The organism is Mesorhizobium sp. M0139, from assembly GCF_040322455.1.
Taxonomy (GTDB): domain Bacteria; phylum Pseudomonadota; class Alphaproteobacteria; order Rhizobiales; family Rhizobiaceae; genus Mesorhizobium.
Genome location: NZ_JAMYTN010000017.1, coordinates 19,635 through 35,560, shown reverse-complemented (window position 1 = coordinate 35,560; position 15,926 = coordinate 19,635). Strand labels below are relative to the sequence as shown.

Here is a 15,926-nt window from a genome sequence, read left to right as displayed (position 1 = left end):
CAAGGGTAATACCGCAATGGGTGCAATAGAAAAGCTTATAACGACCGTCTCGACCAAGGGACAAGTCATCCTGCCCAGCGCTATCCGCAAACGGAGGGACTGGGGCGCGGGCACGCGCCTGCAGGTCGAAGACACACCGGACGGTGTACTTTTGAGACCGGCGCCTGCCTTTGCCCCGACACGACCAGAAGATGTCTTTGGTGTCCTGCCGCACAGTGGCAGACCGAAGACCTTGGAGGAGATGGACGCGGCCGTCCTTGCTGAAGCACGGCGGCGCCATGCTCGCGATTGATACCAACGTTGTCGTCAGGTATCTGACGAACGACGATCCCGAGCAGTCCCCGCGAGCCCGGCGGCTGATCGACGGTCAGCCCGTTTTCGTCGCCGTCACGGTGATCCTGGAGGCTGAGTGGGTGCTGCGCAGCGGCTATGGTTATGATCAGGCCTCGATCGTCAATGCACTGCGGGTGTTCGGCGGGCTTCCCACTGTCGAGATAGAGGATGCTGCGATGGTCTCTTCCGCGGTCGATCTAGCCGAGACGGGAATGGATTTCGCCGATGCGCTCCATCTGGGCAAGTCCTCGCACTGCTCAGCATTTGTGTCCTTCGACCGTAAGTTCATCAAGGCCGCACAAGCGGCCGGGTACGAAAGCGTTCGCGAAGGCTAGTTTGCCAGCCGGCTACGTCTTGCGGGGGGCGGCAAACTCAAGCACGGCCTTGTGAAAATCGGCGGATTAACGTCGCCGTTTCGGCTTCTCCAGCAGCGCCACGGCCTCGACATGCGGCGACCACAGGAACTGGTCGATGGGCGTGACGCTCTTCAAGATGTAGCCGCCGTCAATCAGGATGCGCAGGTCTCGTGCCAGCGTCACCGGATTGCAGGAGACGGCGGCGACGAACGGCACATCCGAGCGGGCGATCTGCTTCGACTGGTCCTCGGCGCCGGCGCGCGGCGGGTCGAAGACGACGCCATCGAAAGCATTCAGCTCCTTGAACGTCAGCGGCCGCCGGAACAGGTCGCGGCGTTCGCCGGTTACCCGCTTCAGGCCGGTGGCGAAGCGCGATCCGCGGTCGAGCGCCGAAAGGGCTGCCGCGTCGCCTTCGACCGCGTGGACTTCGGATTTGGCCGCCAGCCGAAGCGCAAAGCTGCCGCAGCCGGCGAAAAGATCCGCGACTTTCCTGGCACGCTTCAGATGTCCGCCAACGAGATCGGCCATCGTCTGTTCGGCGGCTTGCGTTGCCTGCAGGAAGGCGCCAGGCGGTATGGCGACAGCGACGGTGCCGAACATGACCACCGGCTTTTTCGGCTCGATGACAATCTCGTCGTCGATCGAAAGCCGGGCAAAGCCATTGGCCATGATGAAGTTGGAGGCGACCCGGCGCTGGTTCTCGCCCAGCTTGCCCGACTCATAGACAGCGACGTCAAGCCCCGAGCCCGTCACAGTGACCGCCATCCGGAACGATTTGGTGGTGGCGCAAACCAGGTCGGCGACCGACCTCAAGCGATCGAGCGCGGCAACGATCTCCGGCAGCGAGATCGGACATTCCTCGATGGGGATGATTTCCGGCGACAGATGGCGATGGAAGCCAAGCAGCATGCCTGTGTCGGCGCGCCTGGCGGCAAGCACGACGCGGCGGCGTGTGTGTGGCGCACACGGCACCAGGGCGCCGATGTCGCCGGCAATGCCTTTCAAGGCATGCACGACCTTGTCGCGTTTCCATTGCTGGTAAGCGTCGGCTTGCAGATGCTGGACGGCGCAGCCGCCACATTCGGTGAAATGCCGGCAGGCCGGATCGATACGCAGCGGCGACGTCTCCAATACCGCCATCAGCATGGCGCGATCCCTCTCGCGCGCGGCGGTGACGGTCTCGCCGGGCAGGGTGAAGGGAATGAACAGCTCGCCGGTTTCCGTCTCGGCGACGCCGTCGCCCTGCGAACCCAGTCTCTTGATGGTGAAGCCCGTGCTCATCGGTCCTTGGTCCCGGCATCCTTGGTCCCGGCATCCTTGATCCCGGCAAGCAGGAATTCGCGGTTGCCGTCCCCGCCTTCGATCGGCGACATGTGCAAGCCCAATGTACGCCAGCCAGGGACGCCTTCGAGCCATTCCTGCAGCAAGCCGGCCACACGGGCGGCGTCATAAGGGTCTTTCAAAAGACCGCCCTTGCCGATCGCCTCGCGGCCGGCCTCGAATTGCGGCTTGACCAGAAACACCGCACGAGCGCCGTCCCGTGCCAATGCCAACGCCGGTGGCATCGCCAGTTTCAACGAGATGAAGCTTACATCGGAGACGATGAAATCGGGGATACGGCCGCCGAGATCGGCAGCCGCGAGCTCGCGAGCGTTGAGGCCCTCGATAACCGTCACGCGCGGGTCGCCCGCAATGTCGGGATGCATCTGGCCGTGGCCGACATCGATGGCCGTGACATGGGCCGCGCCGCGTTCGAGCAGCACCTGGGTGAAGCCGCCTGTCGAGGCGCCGATATCGAGAGCTTCACTGCCCGCGGGATCGAGACTGAAATGGTCGAGCCCGGCGATCAGCTTCAGCGCCGCGCGTGAGACATAACCCTGCGCCGGGTCGTCGATGACGATGAGACAGCGCGGCAGAACCGTCTGGCCGGGCTTGCGGGCGACCACGCCGTCGACCATCACGGTGCCGCGCTCGACCGCGTCGCGGGCGCGCGAGCGGCTCGCAAACAGGCCGCGCTGGACGAGCAATTCGTCGAGCCGCTGGCGTGTGCTGGCTGGCAGAGGGGAGTTCATCGGCCTTCATGGCGAAAGCCGGCCGCGAAGGCAAGGACATTGGCATGGGAGGACGTCGAGACCCGGGCCGCAAGCCAGTCCGCCCGGTTGAATAGCGCAGCCAGTCCGGCAAGATGTAGAGGCTCAGGCAATGCGGAGGAAGACGAATGCTGACGGGAACCTGCCATTGCGGCGCCGCCCACTGGACGCTGGAAGGCGATCCCGGCCCGATCACGGCCTGCAATTGCACGCTTTGCCGCCGCTATGGCACGCTCTGGGCCTATGACTTTGTCGACGAGCGTATCCGGCTTGCGGGGCCTGTGCAGTCCTACACCCGCGCCGGCAAGGAGACGCCGTCGCTGGAAATCCTGTTTTGCCCGACATGTGCCTGTGTGCTTGCCTGGCGCGGTTTGCGCCGCAGCGACAGCAGCCGCACGCGTATCGCCGTCAATGTCAGGCTGGCACCGCCTGAGGCGGTCGCCGACCTGCCGATCGACCATTTCGACGGGCTGGACACTTATGACGACCTGCCGCGCGATGGGCGCTGCGTGCGCGATATGTGGTTTTAGAAGATCGTCCGTGAGACCTGCCGTTCAACGGCCGGCATCAGGCCGTCGCTTCCGTCATCTGAAGCCTGCTTGCGCGGGCGCTCGACAGCAACGACTGGTGCGTCCGGCACGACGACAAGCTGCGGCACCTGCTTGTAGGAAAAAGCGCCCCTGATATCGCCCATCTTGCGGGCGACGATGCCTGCCACCGCCTGTTCGAGCTTGCGGTCATAGCGCGTCTCGGCCATGGCCGGCGCGGCGATGACGGCCAAAAGGGCCGCGCCGCACAGAAGCGTTCGCATTGTTTTTAACTCCCTGCCTAGAGGCAGTTCTAGCAGGGCGGCGTTGAAAAACGGCCAAAAGAGACGGTAAGCGAAACGCCAAAGAGAAGCGTTAACAAAGTGTTAAGCTTGCACAGGCAACTGCTTCAGCTGCGTGAGGTTTGATTCAGGCGCGCTGCGCGCGCGCGGAATGGCCGAGCGCGACGAACACGGTGCGCACGATGCCGGCCGCGTCGAGCCCGGCATCGGCATACATTTTTTCCGGCTTGGCGTGGTCGGTGAACTCGTCTGGCAGCACCAGCGGCCGAACTTTCAGACCGCTTTCCAGCAAGCCTTCATGGGCGAGGAACTGCAGCACGTGGCTGGCGAAACCGCCGACAGCGCCCTCTTCCACCGTCACCAGCACTTCGTGCGAGCGGGCAAGACGGCGGATCAAATCCTCGTCGAGCGGCTTGGCGAAACGGGCGTCCGCAACCGTTGTCGACAATCCGGCCGCGCCGAGTTCCTCGGCCGCCAGCAGGCAATCCTGCAGCCGGGTGCCAAAGGACAGAAGCGCCACCTTGGTGCCTTCCCTGACGATGCGGCCCTTGCCAATTTCGAGCACCGAGCCGCGCTCCGGCATGTCGACGCCGACGCCATTGCCGCGCGGATAGCGGAAGGCGATCGGGCCTTCGTCATAATAGCCGGCGGTGCGCACCATGTGGCGAAGCTCCGCCTCGTCGGCGGCCGCCATCACCACGAAGCCCGGCAGCGTCGCCAGGAAGGTGGTGTCGAAGGCGCCGCAATGAGTGGCGCCGTCGGCGCCGACGAAACCGGCGCGGTCGATCGGGAAACGCACCGGCAGTTTCTGGATCGCCACATCATGGACGACCTGATCGTAGGCGCGCTGCAGGAAGGTCGAATAGATGGCGGCGAAGGGCTTGTAGCCCTCGCTGGCGAGGCCGGCGGCGAAGGTCACGGCATGTTGCTCGGCAATGCCGACATCGAAGGTCCGGGTCGGAAACGCTTCGCCGAACAAATCGAGGCCGGTGCCGTTCGGCATGGCGGCGGTGACGGCGACGATGCGGTCGTCCAGGCGGGCCTCCTGGACCAGGCTCTCGGCGAACACCTTGGTGTAGGCCGGCGCATTGGCCGGGGCCTTGGTCTGCGCGCCGGTGATGACGTCGAACTTGTTGACGCCGTGATATTTGTCGGCCGCGGCCTCGGCCGGCGCGTAGCCCTTGCCCTTCTGGGTCACGACATGGATCAGCACCGGGCCGTCGGCATGGTCGCGGACGTTCTTCAGCACCGGGATCAGATGCTCGAGATTGTGGCCGTCGATCGGGCCGATATGGTAGAAGCCAAGCTCCTCGAACAGCGTGCCGCCGGTGACGTAGCCGCGCGCATGCTCGACCGCCCGCTTGATGGCGCGGTCGGCGCGCTTGCCGAGATAGGAGGTCAGCTTCTTGCCGAAATCGCGCAGGCCAAGATAGGTCTTGCCCGACGCGAGCCGCGCCAGATAGGCGCTCATGGCGCCGGTCGGCGGCGCGATAGACATGTCGTTGTCGTTGAGGATGACGATCAGCCGGGCATCAAGCGCGCCGGCATTGTTCATGGCTTCATAGGCCATGCCGGCGGACATGGCGCCGTCGCCGATGACGGCAATGACATTGTTGTGGCCGCCCGAGAGGTCGCGCGCCATGGCCATGCCGAGGCCGGCGGAAATGGAGGTCGAAGAGTGCGCGGCGCCGAACGGGTCGTATTCGCTCTCGGCGCGACGGGTGAAGCCGGACAGGCCGCCTTCTTGCCTGAGCGTTCGGATGCGGTCGCGGCGGCCGGTCAGGATCTTGTGTGGATAGGCCTGGTGGCCGACATCCCAGATCACGCGGTCTTCCGGCGTGTTGAAGACATAGTGCAGCGCCACCGTCAGTTCGACGACACCGAGGCCGGCGCCGAGATGCCCGCCCGTATGCGAGACGGCATCGATCAGCTCGGCGCGCAGCTCCGAGGCCAGCTGCGGCAGCTCGCTTTCGTCAAGCTTCTTCAGGTCGGCTGGAATGCGGACCTTGTCGAGAAGCGGCGTATGCAGCGTTGCGTTCACTGTTAAAGGGCCTGCTCAGCTATAATGCGCGTCGATCATGGCGAAATATGCCTGCGTCGCCGGAATGTAAATGCGTGTCAGTGACGCGGGTGATGCTGACGTTAATTGTCCGGTAACGGAATGAACTCTTCCTCATCTCCAGGAACGATATCGAAGCGGCCCGTCTTCCATTCCTGCTTGGCCTGTTCGATGCGTTCCTTCGACGACGAGACGAAGTTCCACCAGATGTGGCGCGGAGAGCCGAGCGAAGCGCCCCCGAAGAGCATGAAATGGGCGCCGCGCTCGGACGACACGACGATCTCGTCACCAGGCCGGAACACCAAAAGCCGTTCGGCCGGAAAACGGTCGCCCGAAACCGAGACATCGCCGTCCAGCGTGTAGATGGCGCGTTCCTCGGCGTCGGCGGGAATTTTGACGCTGGCGCCGGGCGCCAGCCTCAGATCGGCGTAGAGCGTCTCGGTGTCGGCTCTTACCGGCGAGCGCAGTCCCTGGAAATCGCCGATCACCACGCGGCCGGAAACACCTTCGGCGTCGATCTCGGGCAGAAGGAGCGCGGCCGTGTTCTCGAACACCGGCGCCACTTCCTCCTTGCCGTCGGGCAAAGCCAGCCATGTCTGCAGGCCGGAGACCGACATCGGCGCGCCGCGCAGTTCTTCGGGCGTGCGCTCGGAATGGACAATGCCGCGGCCGGCGGTCATCAAATTCACGTCGCCGGGCTGGATGACCATCTCGGTGCCGAGCGAATCGCGGTGCCTGATATTGCCGTCGAACAGATAGGTGACGGTGGAAAGCCCGATATGCGGGTGCGGGCGCACATCCATCGCCTGGCCGGCGCGCAAGATCGCCGGCCCCATGCGGTCGAAGAAGATGAAGGGACCGACCAGCCGCCGCTTTGCCGTCGGCAGAGCGCGACGAACCTGGAAGCCGCCAATGTCCTTGGCGTTTGGAATGACCATGAGCTCGATCTGGTCGCTGGCGAAGGCATCGCCAGGCTCAGGGTCCTTGCCGGGGAAGAAACTCATCTGGATGTCCTCAGGCGAAGCGGAGCGCCGATTTGGCTTTTGCCTTGGCCGCCACCTCTTCACGATTGCGCGGATGATGCGTGGTTTCCAGCGAATGCAGCAATTCATGCGCCGATTCGGCGATCGCCTCGACGGCACGGTCGAAGGCTGCCTGGTTGCGCTGCGAGGGGCGCGTCGTTCCGCTCAGTTTGCGCACGAATTGAAGGGCGGCGTCGCGGATCTCGTCATGGGTCGCCGGCGGCTCGAAATTGAACAGGGTCTTGATGTTTCTGCACATGCTTGAACTCCTATCTGCTTTATGCCCGCCCCATTCCACTACTCCGCGTCGAGCGGCTCCGTTCCCACCGGTTTGCCATCACGCGACAGCCTGATCTTCTCGACCTTGTCTTCGGCCGCCTTCAGCAGCCGGTCGCAATGGGCCTTCAGCGCCTCGCCGCGCTCATAGATCTTGATCGACTGGTCGAGCGGCACGTCGCCGCGTTCCAGATCATCGACGATCTTTTCCAGCGCGTCGAGTGCCTGCTCGAAGCTCATCGCCTTCACGTCTTCATTTGCTTCGCCAGCCATACTTTATCCCTTCATCAGCCGCCCGACATGGGCGGCGACCGAAAATGCCAGTCCCTGCAGATCGTAGCCGCCCTCAAGCAGGCTGACGAGCCGGTTGCCGCTGTGGCGCCCGGCGCGTTCCAGCAACTGGCCTGTCGCCCAGTCGAAATCGTCCTCGCTGAGGTTGATCTCGGCCAGCGGGTCGCGATGGTGAGCGTCGAAGCCTGCGGAAATGATGATCAGATCGGGCGCGAAATTGTCGAGTGCCGGAAGGACGCGCGACAGCAAGGCATCGCGAAACATGTCCGAGCCGGTCTGCGGCGCCAGCGGCGCGTTGACGATGTTGCCGGCGCCGGTTTCGTTTTTAGCCCCGGTGCCGGGATAGAGCGGCATCTGGTGCGTCGAACAATAGAGCACCGAGGGATCGTCCCAGAAAATGTCCTGCGTGCCATTGCCGTGATGCACGTCCCAGTCGACGATGGCGACACGCTCGGCGCCGTGTTTCTTCTGCGCGTAGCGGGCCGCGATCGCCGCGGTGTTGAACAGGCAAAAGCCCATGGCCGTGGTCTTTTCGGCATGATGGCCGGGCGGACGCGCGGCGACGAAGGCATTGGCAACGCTGCCCTCGAAAACATCGTCGACGGCGGCGTTGGCCGCACCGATGGCAGTGACCACCGCCTGCCAGCTTTTCGGGCTGGCGCTGGTGTCGGCGTCGATCGAGGCAATGCCGCTTTCAGGGATCGCGGCGCGGACGCGGGCGACGAAATCCTCGGGGTGGGCGTAGAGGATTGTGGCCTCGTCGCCTTGCGGCGCCGTTACCCGATCGAGTGCGGTGAAGGCCTCGTCGTCGAGCACGCGCTCGATAGCGCGCAAGCGGTCCGGCCGCTCCGGATGACCGGGGGGCGTCAGATGTTCGAGGAAGATCGGATGGGTGTAGAGCCTGGTGACCATGACCCGATATAGGCGCGCCCGGCCGCTTTGACCATGGTTTGACGCCTCACCGCCCCGACGTTCAACAGGGATTACACCCCGGGCGCGGGCTGCGTCCAGCGCGAGCCGCCGAAGGAAGCCACCGCCTTGTCCCTGAGTTCCCTGAACTTGGACGACGCCTCGGCCAGCCGCTGGTCCCATTCGGCGTTCGGCACCTGGCCTTCGATGGTCTTGAAATAGACCTGCATCAGGCAGGCTATGGCGAAGGGTTCGATGAAGGCCGCCTTGAAGGCCCAGGCAAGGAGGATGGCGAGCACGAAGGCCCAGCCGCCGAGCTGCCCCGGAATGAACCACATGATGGCGGCGGCCGGCGCCAGCATCAAAAGGAAGATGACGAAGGACACACCCCACATGATGACCGCCAGCCAGACGGCGTTCTTGACCATGGTCTTGCCGTTCTGGGCATAGAGCACGACGCCTTGCCGGGCGGTTTCGAAGGGCGACGACGAGTTGATACGGATGTTGTAGCCGAGGATGATCTCGTCAACATAGGTCAGCGACAGGCGGATGACCGTATTGATGAAAGCGACCAGGCCGCCGAGGCCCGGAATGGGCAGGAAGGCGGCGATGCCGCCGATCAGGCCGGTGATGGCGCGGATGGCGCCCTTGACCAGCTGGTCGACCACGAAAAGGATGTTGGCCTCGGCGAAACGTTCCTTCACCACACCCTTGGCGTAGGCGATCTGGTCCTGGCCATTGGGAATCTCGCGGCCATCGATCAGATGGACCATGACGGCGATATGGCCGGCCTTGACGACATAGAGGATGTATTCGCGGATCCAGTACAGCGCGATCGAAAGGACGCCGATGCCGACGATGCCGCCCCAGAGCGCAAAGGACAGCGGCCCGTCGGGATCGGTGGAGATGTGGCCGACGCCATAGCCGACGGAGGCGCCGCTGCCGGTCGCCACGATATAGGCGAGCGTGATGCCGAAATAGACGATCATGCGAAGGGCAATGAAAGGCCATGTCCTGATCATGATGGACACCGACCTGCCGATTTCGAAATCCCACATGCGCCCGAATCTCCCCTCAGAGATGGACGGCGAGGATGAACCTGGGCCGAAAATTGTCAAACTCGGCAAACGCCGGGGATCGGCTCGTGAGATTTCAGGCCGGATGCGAACCCTGCTTTTTGAGCAAGCCTTCGAGCAGTTGCTGGAAGGCCGCCACCACGGTCTTCGACGTGGCTTCGGGATCGTTCGAATTGGCGATGCGCTGCGCCGCCTGGCTGCTGGCGCCGTTGATCAGCCGTGCGGCGGTTTCGGGGTCGACGCCGGGGACGACCACCCCCTCCTGTTGCAAAGCGGTCAGATGATCAGTCATCGAGCCGACGCAGGCATTGGCGTTCGGCCATTGCGCCGGATCGCCGAGCACAGCCGGACCGTCGCGAAACATGATGCGCTGGATTTCCGGCTCCAGCGCCATCTTGATATAGGCCGTGCATTCGTCGACGAAACGCTGCCAACGGTTCGGCGCTTTCGACGCGATCTCATTGATGCGAACCGCCATCTCGCCGTCGATTTCGGCGATGACGGCCTGCAGCAGGCCCTTCTTGTCACCGAAATGATGGTAAAGCGCTCCGCGCGTCAGCCCGGCTGATGCGGTGAAATCATCCATGGACGCCTCGGCATAGCCGATCGTCCCGAAGGCACTGCGGGCCGCCGTGATCAGCTTGGCGCGCGTTTCGGCAATCATCTCCTTGCGGGGTCTGTGCATGGTTCTGGCCTCATTCACATACGCTTCGTATGCCAATTGACATACGCGGCGTATGGACTACCTATATTCATACGCATCGTATGTAATTGTCGAATTGGCCTTTGTCGAGGAACCAGCCATGCAAAACCCATACTCGGAAATCTTTCGTGCCCCTGGAGCCAAGGGGTTTGCCGCCGCGGGCTTCCTCGCGCGGCTGCCGATCGCCATGGCGCCGATCGGCATCGTGGCCATGCTCTCGCAGACGCGTGGCGAATACTGGCTGGCGGGAGCTGTCTCGGCGACGTTCGCGCTGAGCAACGCTTTCGTGGCGCCGCAGATATCACGGCTGGTCGATCGCCTCGGCCAGACGCGGATCGTGATTCCGACCACCATCCTCACCGTGCTCGCCTTCGCGGTGCTGATTGCCGCAGCCAATCAGGACTGGCCGGTGTGGACGCTGTTTGTGTCGGCACTGGCGGCCGCCGCCATGCCCAGCATGCCGGCGATGGTGCGCGCGCGCTGGACCGAGATTTTTCGCGGCCGGCCGCAGATGAACACCGCATTCGCCTTCGAATCGGCGGCGGACGAACTCGTCTACATTGCAGGCGCATCGCTGTCGGTGGGCTTGAGTGCCGCTCTGTTCCCGGAAGCCGGTGTCCTGGTCAGCACGCTATTCCTCGCCCTTGGCTCGGCAGCCTTCATCCTGCAGCGTTCGACCGAACCACAAGTGCGGCCGGTGAATCATGTCTCGAGCGGCTCGGCAATCCGGCTCAGGCCGGTGCAGATCATCACCTTCGCCCTGATCTTCGTCGGCGCCACCTTCGCGACGACGGAAGTGAGCACGGTGGCGATCACCAAGGAACTCGGCCAGCCGGGCGCCGCCAGCCTCGTCATCGGCGTCTATGCGCTGGGATCGTTCGTGCTCGGCCTCGTCGTCGGTGCGCTCAACCTGAAAGCGCCGCTGCAGCGCCAGTTGGCCCTCGCGGTCGCCCTCGTTGCGCTCGGCACATTGCTGCCGCTCACCGCCGACACGGTGCCGCTGCTGGCGCTGACCGTTTTCATCAGCGGCGTGGCGATCTCGCCAACCTTCATCACCGCCTTCGGCCTGATCGAACGCCACGTGCCGGAAGCGATGCTGACCGAAGGCATCACCTGGGTGATGACCGGCATCGGCATCGGCATGGCGCTGGGTTCGTTTGCCGCCGGCGCGGTGGTGGATGAGTTCGGCGCCAGGAACGGGTTCTGGGTCTCGGTGGCGGCCGGCGTCATCGCATTGGTCACGGTGTTGCTGGGCCAGCGCAGCCTGGCCACCCACACATGCGAGCTGGACGGATGCGACGCGGCCGCCGTTCCCGCGTAAGGACGCGGCCTGACGTTCGCTTTGGAGACCACCGCAAACGTTCGGAATTAGGTGAGGCCTCTGGCGTCGTCATCACGGAGCGACGCGAAGCGAAGCGCAGACCCGAGGACCCATTCCGTTACCTTGACCGAAGGGTGCAGCGGAGCAGAATTCTGCACCGTTGCAACGCGTCGAAGTCGCGGCATGGGTCCTGTGTCTGCGCCGCGTCGCTTCGCTCCTTGCTTCGCCATAGGATGACGACCGCGGAAAGGCTTCGGCCAATCACAAACGCATGTGACCTGCCCGCGCAATCCTTCCGACGCGCCATCCACCTGAGAAACTAGATAATCTCAGTTTTCGCGATGTGAATCCCAAAGCCTTCAAGCCCGACATAGTGGCGCTCGCGCGAGGCGATCAGGTTGATCGAGGAAATGCCGAGATCCTTGAGAATCTGCGCGCCGAGGCCGATTTCTCGCCACTCGTTCTCACGGCGGCGGGCCTCTTCGTGGTCCTCACGGTCGGCACTCATCGGCCGGTTGCGCTCCTGATGGGCGACGCCGACCGAACCCTCTCGGAGGTAAACGATGACGCCGCGCTTGCGTTCGCCCATCGCCTTCATAATGGCGTCGAGCCGGTGGCTGGTGCCGAACACGTCGGTCACCACATCCTCGGAATGCAGCCGCACCGGGACGTCCTCGCCGTCACGGATGTCGCCGAAAACGACCGCGACATGGTGCATGGAATCCCAAGGCAGCGTGTAGGTGAAGACCTGCGCCTTGCCGCCGAGTGTGTCGATTTCGGAGCAGGCGACGCGTTCGACCAGCGTTTCCTTGCGCTGCCGGTAGGCGATGAGGTCGGCGACCGAGACCTGCTTGAGGCCGTGTTCCTCGGCAAAGTTCGCCACCTGCGGGCCGCGCTTGACGGTGCCGTCGTCATTGACCAACTCCGAGATCACGCCAACCGGCGGCAGGCCGGCAAGTTTGCACAAGTCAACCGCGGCTTCGGTATGGCCCGAGCGCATCAGCACGCCGCCTTCCCTAGCGATCAGCGGGAAGATGTGGCCGGGCCGGACGAAATCCGAACCGCCGACATTGCCGTTGGCCAGGTTGCGCACGGTCAGCGTGCGGTCCTCGGCCGAAATGCCGGTGGTGGTGCCATGCTTGAAATCGACGCTGACGGTAAAGGCCGTGGTGTGGGCGGAATCATTGTCGGCGACCATCGGCTGCAGATTGAGCCGCTTGGCCTCCTCGCGCGGCATCGGCGTGCAGACGATGCCGGAGGTGTGACGGATGATGAAGGCCATTTTCTCCGGGCTGCAATGCACGGCGGCAACGATCAGGTCGCCCTCGTTCTCACGCCCGTCATCGTCCATGACGACGACGATCTCGCCGCGCTCGAAGGCGCGGATGGCTTCGACGATTTTCTTCTGATCGTATGGCATTGGCTCGCTTCGCTCGCAGGGAATAGGGGTTGGGCAGTAGGAGTTAGGGAAGGAAGGATGGGCTGGCCTATTGCCTAATCCCTACTGCCTAATCCCCGGCCTGTCTGTCCCCGGTGCCGCAGATAATGGTCGGCGATGACGCAGGCAACCATGGCTTCGCCGATCGGCACGGCGCGGATGCCGACGCAGGGGTCGTGGCGGCCCTTGGTCATGACGTCGACGTCGTTGCCGTCCTTGTCGATGGATTTTCGCGGCGTCAGGATCGACGAGGTCGGCTTGACGGCGAAGCGGGCGACGATCGCCTGGCCGGTCGAGATGCCGCCCAGAATGCCGCCGGCATTGTTGGACAGGAAGACCGGCTTGCCGTCATTGCCGATGCGCATCTCGTCGGCATTCTGTTCGCCGGTGATGCGGGCGGCTTCGAAACCGTTGCCGATCTCGACGCCCTTGACGGCGTTGATCGACATCAGGCCGGACGCGATGTCCTGGTCGAGCTTGGCGTAGATCGGCGCGCCAAGTCCGGCGGGCACGCCGTCGGCGACGATCTCGATCACCGCGCCGACCGAGGAGCCGGATTTGCGGATGCCGTCGAGGTATTGCATGAAGACGGGAACGGACGCCGGATCGGGGGTGAAGAACGGGTTTTCGGCGTCACCGATAAAATTCCAGTTCCAGTTGGCGCGGTCGATGGATTTCTCGCCCATCGAGACCAGCGCGCCGCGCACCACCATGCCGGGCACCACCTTGCGCGCCAAGGCGCCGGCCGCCACGCGAGCGGCGGTCTCACGGGCCGAAGAACGGCCGCCGCCGCGATGGTCGCGCAGGCCGTATTTGACGTCATAGGTGTAGTCCGCATGGCCGGGGCGGTACTGGCGGGCGATCTCGCCATAGTCCTTGGAGCGCTGGTCGATATTCTCGATCAGCATCGAGACGGGCGTGCCGGTGGTGATCATCGACTCGCCGTCCTCGTCGAGGATGAAGCCGGACAGCACCTTCACCTCGTCCGGTTCGCGGCGCTGCGTCACAAAACGTGACTGGCCGGGGCGGCGCTTGTCGAGTTCGGCCTGGATTTCGGCCCGTGTGAAGCGGATGCCGGGCGGGCAGCCATCGACGACACAGCCGAGCGACGGGCCATGGCTTTCGCCCCAGGTGGTGACGCGGAAGAGATGGCCGAACGTGTTGTGAGACATGAATTTTAGCCCTGCCCGGCAGCGGACCGGATCAAAGGTGCGTTCTATTGGCGTTTTCCACAGCGGTCAAACTGTGATCCGGCGGTTTTAGTTTTGACACATTCGGTTGGTTTCTGCTCTCTTCCATCCGCCCGTTGAAAGCTCGCCGCCATCCGTGCAGGCGCAATGACAAAGAGGACGACGATGCGTACCCTGATTGGCGCTGCTGCCGCCATGTTGCTGATTTCCACCGCCGCCTATGCCGGCCAGACCGAAGGCCTGATCAAGAAGGTCGACAAGGACGCGCTGACGCTGACGCTGGAGGACGGCAAGTCCTTCAAGCTCAACGCCGAGACCGATCTCGATTCGCTGAAACCGGGCATGGATATCGTCATTGCCTATGACGTGACGAATGGCGAGAACGTCGTCACCGACATGGAACTGCCCGACACCGAGTAACACCGACATCGCACAGGCCCTTGCCGCTCGGCGGAGCCCTGCCCGGATAAACAGGACGGTCGTCCTGTTTTTATCTGCTCGAACCTAAAGCCAATCCAGACGCCCGTCCTGCAGCCTGAGCACCCGGTCCTGCCGCACTTCCAGGTTTGCCGCTTCGTGTTCGGAAACACCCTTGACCATCCGAAACAGGGTCCGCACGACGCCACCATGCGTGACGCAGACCGTCTGGCGGTCGAGCGCGTCGAACCACGGCTTCACCCGTTCGAGCAGCATCTGGTAGCTTTCGGCGCCCTCGCCCGGCGGCTGGAAATTCCATTTGTTGCGCCGTCGCGCCTTCGCCGAGCCCGGCATTCGCGCATCGAGTTCGGCATAGGTAAAGCCCTGCCAGTCGCCAAAGTGCACCTCGACCAGACGCGGGTCGGTGCGGTAGGCATCGGGATCGAGTTGCATCGCCAAGCGTAGCCGCTGCATCGTCTCGCGCGTCCGCTTCATCGGGCTGGCGACAAAGTCGAAATCCTCAGGATTCTGGATCAGTTCGGCCAGCCGCCGTCCATTGCGGGTCGCCTGCTCGCGGCCGAGCGCGTTGAGATCGGTGTCGGCCTGGCCCTGCAGCCGCGACTCGGCATTCCACTGCGTCTGGCCATGGCGCACGATGTAGACGAGCGGAACCATCAGGTCTTCCGGAAATCAGGACAGGCAGGCGGAAACCGCGGCAGAACTATTCCTTGACGGTCGAAATATCCGGCGCGTCGACCGCCTTCATGCCGACGACGTGATAGCCGGAATCGACATGGTGCACCTCGCCGGTGACGCCACGCGACAGGTCCGACAGGAAATACACGGCGGAATCGCCGACTTCTTCCTGGGTGACGGTCTGCTTCAGCGGCGAATTGTATTCGTTCCACTTGAGGATGTAGCGGAAGTCGCCGATGCCCGAAGCAGCCAAGGTCTTGATCGGCCCGGCCGAGATGGCGTTGACGCGGATCTTCTTGCCGCCGAGGTCGACGGCGAGATAGCGCACGCTGGCTTCGAGCGCGGCCTTGGCGACACCCATGACGTTGTAATGCGGCATGACCTTTTCGGCGCCGTAATAGGTCAGCGTCAGCAGCGAGCCGCCATCGGTCATCAACGCTTCGGCGCGCTTGGCGATGGTGGTGAAGGAATAGACCGAAATGTCCATGGTGCGCAGGAAATTGTCGCGCGTCGTCTCGACATAGCGTCCGGTCAGCTCGTCCTTGTCGGAAAAAGCGATGGCATGGACGAGGAAATCGAGCTTGCCGCCCCAATGCTTGGCGACATTGGCAAACACCTCGTCGAGGCTCGCCGGATCGGTGACATCGCAATGACCGGCGACAAAGGCGCCCAATTCCGCAGCCAGCGGCTCGACGCGCTTCTTGAACGCCTCGCCCTGATAGGTCAGCGCGATCTCGGCGCCATGGTCGACGCAGGCCTTGGCGATGCCGTAGGCAATCGATCTGTTGTTGGCGACGCCCAGTATAAGGCCGCGCTTGCCGGCCATAAGGCCCTGTCCACCCGCCATGTCAGCGCTCTCCGAAAGATTTTCTGCTTTGGAGTGCCTATCGCACAGGCAGAAAGGCGCATCAAGCGCAGAC

At 63.7% G+C, this 15,926-nt stretch carries 19 protein-coding genes; 5 read left to right on the top strand and 14 right to left on the bottom strand.

Annotation, left to right across the window (positions count from 1 at the left end; all coding sequences use genetic code 11):
• Positions 1-16: 16 nt before the first annotated feature.
• Both NKJ58_RS25560 and NKJ58_RS25555 read left to right on the top strand, forming a co-directional pair.
• Positions 17-292: an AbrB/MazE/SpoVT family DNA-binding domain-containing protein gene (locus tag NKJ58_RS25560; protein WP_081725433.1), complete on the top strand. Its 276-nt coding sequence runs from the start codon at positions 17-19 to the stop codon at positions 290-292.
• Complete coding sequence (locus NKJ58_RS25555; protein WP_023687145.1) at positions 279-668, top strand: type II toxin-antitoxin system VapC family toxin; 390 nt, start codon at positions 279-281, stop codon at positions 666-668. Before NKJ58_RS25560 ends, NKJ58_RS25555 begins: the two co-directional genes overlap by 14 nt.
• Before the next feature lie 66 nt (positions 669-734).
• Here the strand turns inward: NKJ58_RS25555 and NKJ58_RS25550 are convergent, their stop codons facing one another.
• The gene (locus NKJ58_RS25550) at positions 735-1,970 is read right to left on the bottom strand and encodes a class I SAM-dependent RNA methyltransferase (RefSeq protein WP_023668426.1); all 1,236 of its coding nucleotides are present in this window, start codon (positions 1,968-1,970) and stop codon (positions 735-737) included.
• A complete protein-coding gene (locus NKJ58_RS25545) occupies positions 1,967-2,761 on the bottom strand; it encodes a TlyA family RNA methyltransferase (protein WP_023824247.1) in 795 nt (264 codons plus the stop codon). The genes NKJ58_RS25550 and NKJ58_RS25545 overlap by 4 nt, the downstream gene beginning before the upstream one ends.
• Before the next feature lie 146 nt (positions 2,762-2,907).
• On the opposite strand from NKJ58_RS25545, the gene NKJ58_RS25540 reads away from it, so the two are divergent.
• Positions 2,908-3,309 (top strand): GFA family protein, encoded by a 402-nt coding sequence (locus tag NKJ58_RS25540; RefSeq protein ID WP_023668428.1) that lies wholly within the window; start codon positions 2,908-2,910, stop codon positions 3,307-3,309.
• Here the strand turns inward: NKJ58_RS25540 and NKJ58_RS25535 are convergent.
• The 8 genes from NKJ58_RS25535 to NKJ58_RS25500 all read right to left on the bottom strand — a co-directional run bounded on the left by NKJ58_RS25535 (position 3,306) and on the right by NKJ58_RS25500 (position 9,926).
• Positions 3,306-3,590: a hypothetical protein gene (locus NKJ58_RS25535; RefSeq protein WP_023668429.1), complete on the bottom strand. Its 285-nt coding sequence runs from the start codon at positions 3,588-3,590 to the stop codon at positions 3,306-3,308. The two genes, NKJ58_RS25540 and NKJ58_RS25535, sit on opposite strands and share 4 nt — an antisense overlap.
• A 145-nt stretch (positions 3,591-3,735) precedes the next feature.
• Positions 3,736-5,649 (bottom strand): 1-deoxy-D-xylulose-5-phosphate synthase, encoded by a 1,914-nt coding sequence (gene dxs, locus NKJ58_RS25530; RefSeq protein WP_023702019.1) that lies wholly within the window; start codon positions 5,647-5,649, stop codon positions 3,736-3,738.
• 101 nt (positions 5,650-5,750) lie between these two features.
• Positions 5,751-6,671, bottom strand: coding sequence for a pirin family protein (locus NKJ58_RS25525; RefSeq protein WP_023687141.1), 921 nt, complete (start codon positions 6,669-6,671; stop codon positions 5,751-5,753).
• Positions 6,672-6,681: 10 nt separating this feature from the next.
• Entirely contained in the window at positions 6,682-6,948 is a 267-nt protein-coding gene (locus NKJ58_RS25520) for a DUF2277 domain-containing protein (RefSeq protein ID WP_023668432.1), read from the bottom strand.
• A gap of 38 nt (positions 6,949-6,986) precedes the next feature.
• Positions 6,987-7,238 carry an exodeoxyribonuclease VII small subunit gene (locus NKJ58_RS25515; RefSeq protein WP_023668433.1) on the bottom strand — a complete coding sequence of 84 codons (252 nt, stop codon included), beginning with the start codon at positions 7,236-7,238 and terminating at the stop codon, positions 6,987-6,989.
• A gap of 3 nt (positions 7,239-7,241) precedes the next feature.
• A complete protein-coding gene (locus NKJ58_RS25510) occupies positions 7,242-8,168 on the bottom strand; it encodes a histone deacetylase family protein (protein ID WP_023685412.1) in 927 nt (308 codons plus the stop codon).
• Between the two features lie 71 nt (positions 8,169-8,239).
• Positions 8,240-9,223, bottom strand: coding sequence for a hypothetical protein (locus NKJ58_RS25505; RefSeq protein ID WP_352854087.1), 984 nt, complete (start codon positions 9,221-9,223; stop codon positions 8,240-8,242).
• 94 nt (positions 9,224-9,317) lie between these two features.
• Entirely contained in the window at positions 9,318-9,926 is a 609-nt protein-coding gene (locus NKJ58_RS25500; protein ID WP_023668436.1) for a TetR/AcrR family transcriptional regulator, read from the bottom strand.
• 118 nt (positions 9,927-10,044) lie between these two features.
• On the opposite strand from NKJ58_RS25500, the gene NKJ58_RS25495 reads away from it, so the two are divergent.
• Positions 10,045-11,265 (top strand): MFS transporter, encoded by a 1,221-nt coding sequence (locus tag NKJ58_RS25495; protein WP_023830291.1) that lies wholly within the window; start codon positions 10,045-10,047, stop codon positions 11,263-11,265.
• A 319-nt stretch (positions 11,266-11,584) separates the two neighbouring features.
• On the opposite strand, the gene ribB is transcribed toward NKJ58_RS25495, so the two are convergent.
• Complete coding sequence (ribB, locus tag NKJ58_RS25490; protein WP_023738482.1) at positions 11,585-12,685, bottom strand: 3,4-dihydroxy-2-butanone-4-phosphate synthase; 1,101 nt, start codon at positions 12,683-12,685, stop codon at positions 11,585-11,587.
• Between the two features lie 74 nt (positions 12,686-12,759).
• Positions 12,760-13,875, bottom strand: coding sequence for a chorismate synthase (gene aroC / locus NKJ58_RS25485; protein WP_023749360.1), 1,116 nt, complete (start codon positions 13,873-13,875; stop codon positions 12,760-12,762).
• Positions 13,876-14,058: 183 nt separating this feature from the next.
• On the opposite strand from aroC, the gene NKJ58_RS25480 reads away from it, so the two are divergent.
• Complete coding sequence (locus NKJ58_RS25480; RefSeq protein ID WP_023685405.1) at positions 14,059-14,313, top strand: DUF1344 domain-containing protein; 255 nt, start codon at positions 14,059-14,061, stop codon at positions 14,311-14,313.
• An 84-nt stretch (positions 14,314-14,397) separates the two neighbouring features.
• Here the strand turns inward: NKJ58_RS25480 and NKJ58_RS25475 are convergent, their stop codons facing one another.
• Together NKJ58_RS25475 and fabI are read right to left on the bottom strand one after the other, a co-directional pair.
• On the bottom strand, positions 14,398-14,985 hold the full coding sequence (locus NKJ58_RS25475) for a histidine phosphatase family protein (RefSeq protein WP_023732104.1): 588 nt from the start codon (positions 14,983-14,985) through the stop codon (positions 14,398-14,400).
• A 46-nt stretch (positions 14,986-15,031) separates the two neighbouring features.
• A complete protein-coding gene (fabI, locus tag NKJ58_RS25470; protein WP_023727494.1) occupies positions 15,032-15,853 on the bottom strand; it encodes an enoyl-ACP reductase FabI in 822 nt (273 codons plus the stop codon).
• Positions 15,854-15,926: the final 73 nt, after the last annotated feature.

Excerpts from the sequence above, each read along its gene's own strand:
- NKJ58_RS25540 (WP_023668428.1), top strand. The coding sequence starts at position 2,908 with ATGCTGACGGGAACCTGCCATTGCGGCGCCGCCCACTGGACGCTGGAA.
- NKJ58_RS25520 (WP_023668432.1), bottom strand. The coding sequence starts at position 6,948 with ATGTGCAGAAACATCAAGACCCTGTTCAATTTCGAGCCGCCGGCGACC.
- NKJ58_RS25500 (WP_023668436.1), bottom strand. The coding sequence starts at position 9,926 with ATGCACAGACCCCGCAAGGAGATGATTGCCGAAACGCGCGCCAAGCTG.
- fabI (WP_023727494.1), bottom strand. The coding sequence starts at position 15,853 with ATGGCGGGTGGACAGGGCCTTATGGCCGGCAAGCGCGGCCTTATACTG.
- NKJ58_RS25545 (WP_023824247.1), bottom strand. The coding sequence starts at position 2,761 with ATGAACTCCCCTCTGCCAGCCAGCACACGCCAGCGGCTCGACGAATTG.
- NKJ58_RS25555 (WP_023687145.1), top strand. The coding sequence starts at position 279 with ATGCTCGCGATTGATACCAACGTTGTCGTCAGGTATCTGACGAACGAC.
- NKJ58_RS25550 (WP_023668426.1), bottom strand. The coding sequence starts at position 1,970 with ATGAGCACGGGCTTCACCATCAAGAGACTGGGTTCGCAGGGCGACGGC.
- NKJ58_RS25515 (WP_023668433.1), bottom strand. The coding sequence starts at position 7,238 with ATGGCTGGCGAAGCAAATGAAGACGTGAAGGCGATGAGCTTCGAGCAG.
- NKJ58_RS25480 (WP_023685405.1), top strand. The coding sequence starts at position 14,059 with ATGCGTACCCTGATTGGCGCTGCTGCCGCCATGTTGCTGATTTCCACC.
- aroC (WP_023749360.1), bottom strand. The coding sequence starts at position 13,875 with ATGTCTCACAACACGTTCGGCCATCTCTTCCGCGTCACCACCTGGGGC.
- NKJ58_RS25510 (WP_023685412.1), bottom strand. The coding sequence starts at position 8,168 with ATGGTCACCAGGCTCTACACCCATCCGATCTTCCTCGAACATCTGACG.
- NKJ58_RS25495 (WP_023830291.1), top strand. The coding sequence starts at position 10,045 with ATGCAAAACCCATACTCGGAAATCTTTCGTGCCCCTGGAGCCAAGGGG.
- NKJ58_RS25475 (WP_023732104.1), bottom strand. The coding sequence starts at position 14,985 with ATGGTTCCGCTCGTCTACATCGTGCGCCATGGCCAGACGCAGTGGAAT.
- NKJ58_RS25525 (WP_023687141.1), bottom strand. The coding sequence starts at position 6,671 with ATGAGTTTCTTCCCCGGCAAGGACCCTGAGCCTGGCGATGCCTTCGCC.
- ribB (WP_023738482.1), bottom strand. The coding sequence starts at position 12,685 with ATGCCATACGATCAGAAGAAAATCGTCGAAGCCATCCGCGCCTTCGAG.
- NKJ58_RS25560 (WP_081725433.1), top strand. The coding sequence starts at position 17 with ATGGGTGCAATAGAAAAGCTTATAACGACCGTCTCGACCAAGGGACAA.
- NKJ58_RS25505 (WP_352854087.1), bottom strand. The coding sequence starts at position 9,223 with ATGTGGGATTTCGAAATCGGCAGGTCGGTGTCCATCATGATCAGGACA.
- NKJ58_RS25535 (WP_023668429.1), bottom strand. The coding sequence starts at position 3,590 with ATGCGAACGCTTCTGTGCGGCGCGGCCCTTTTGGCCGTCATCGCCGCG.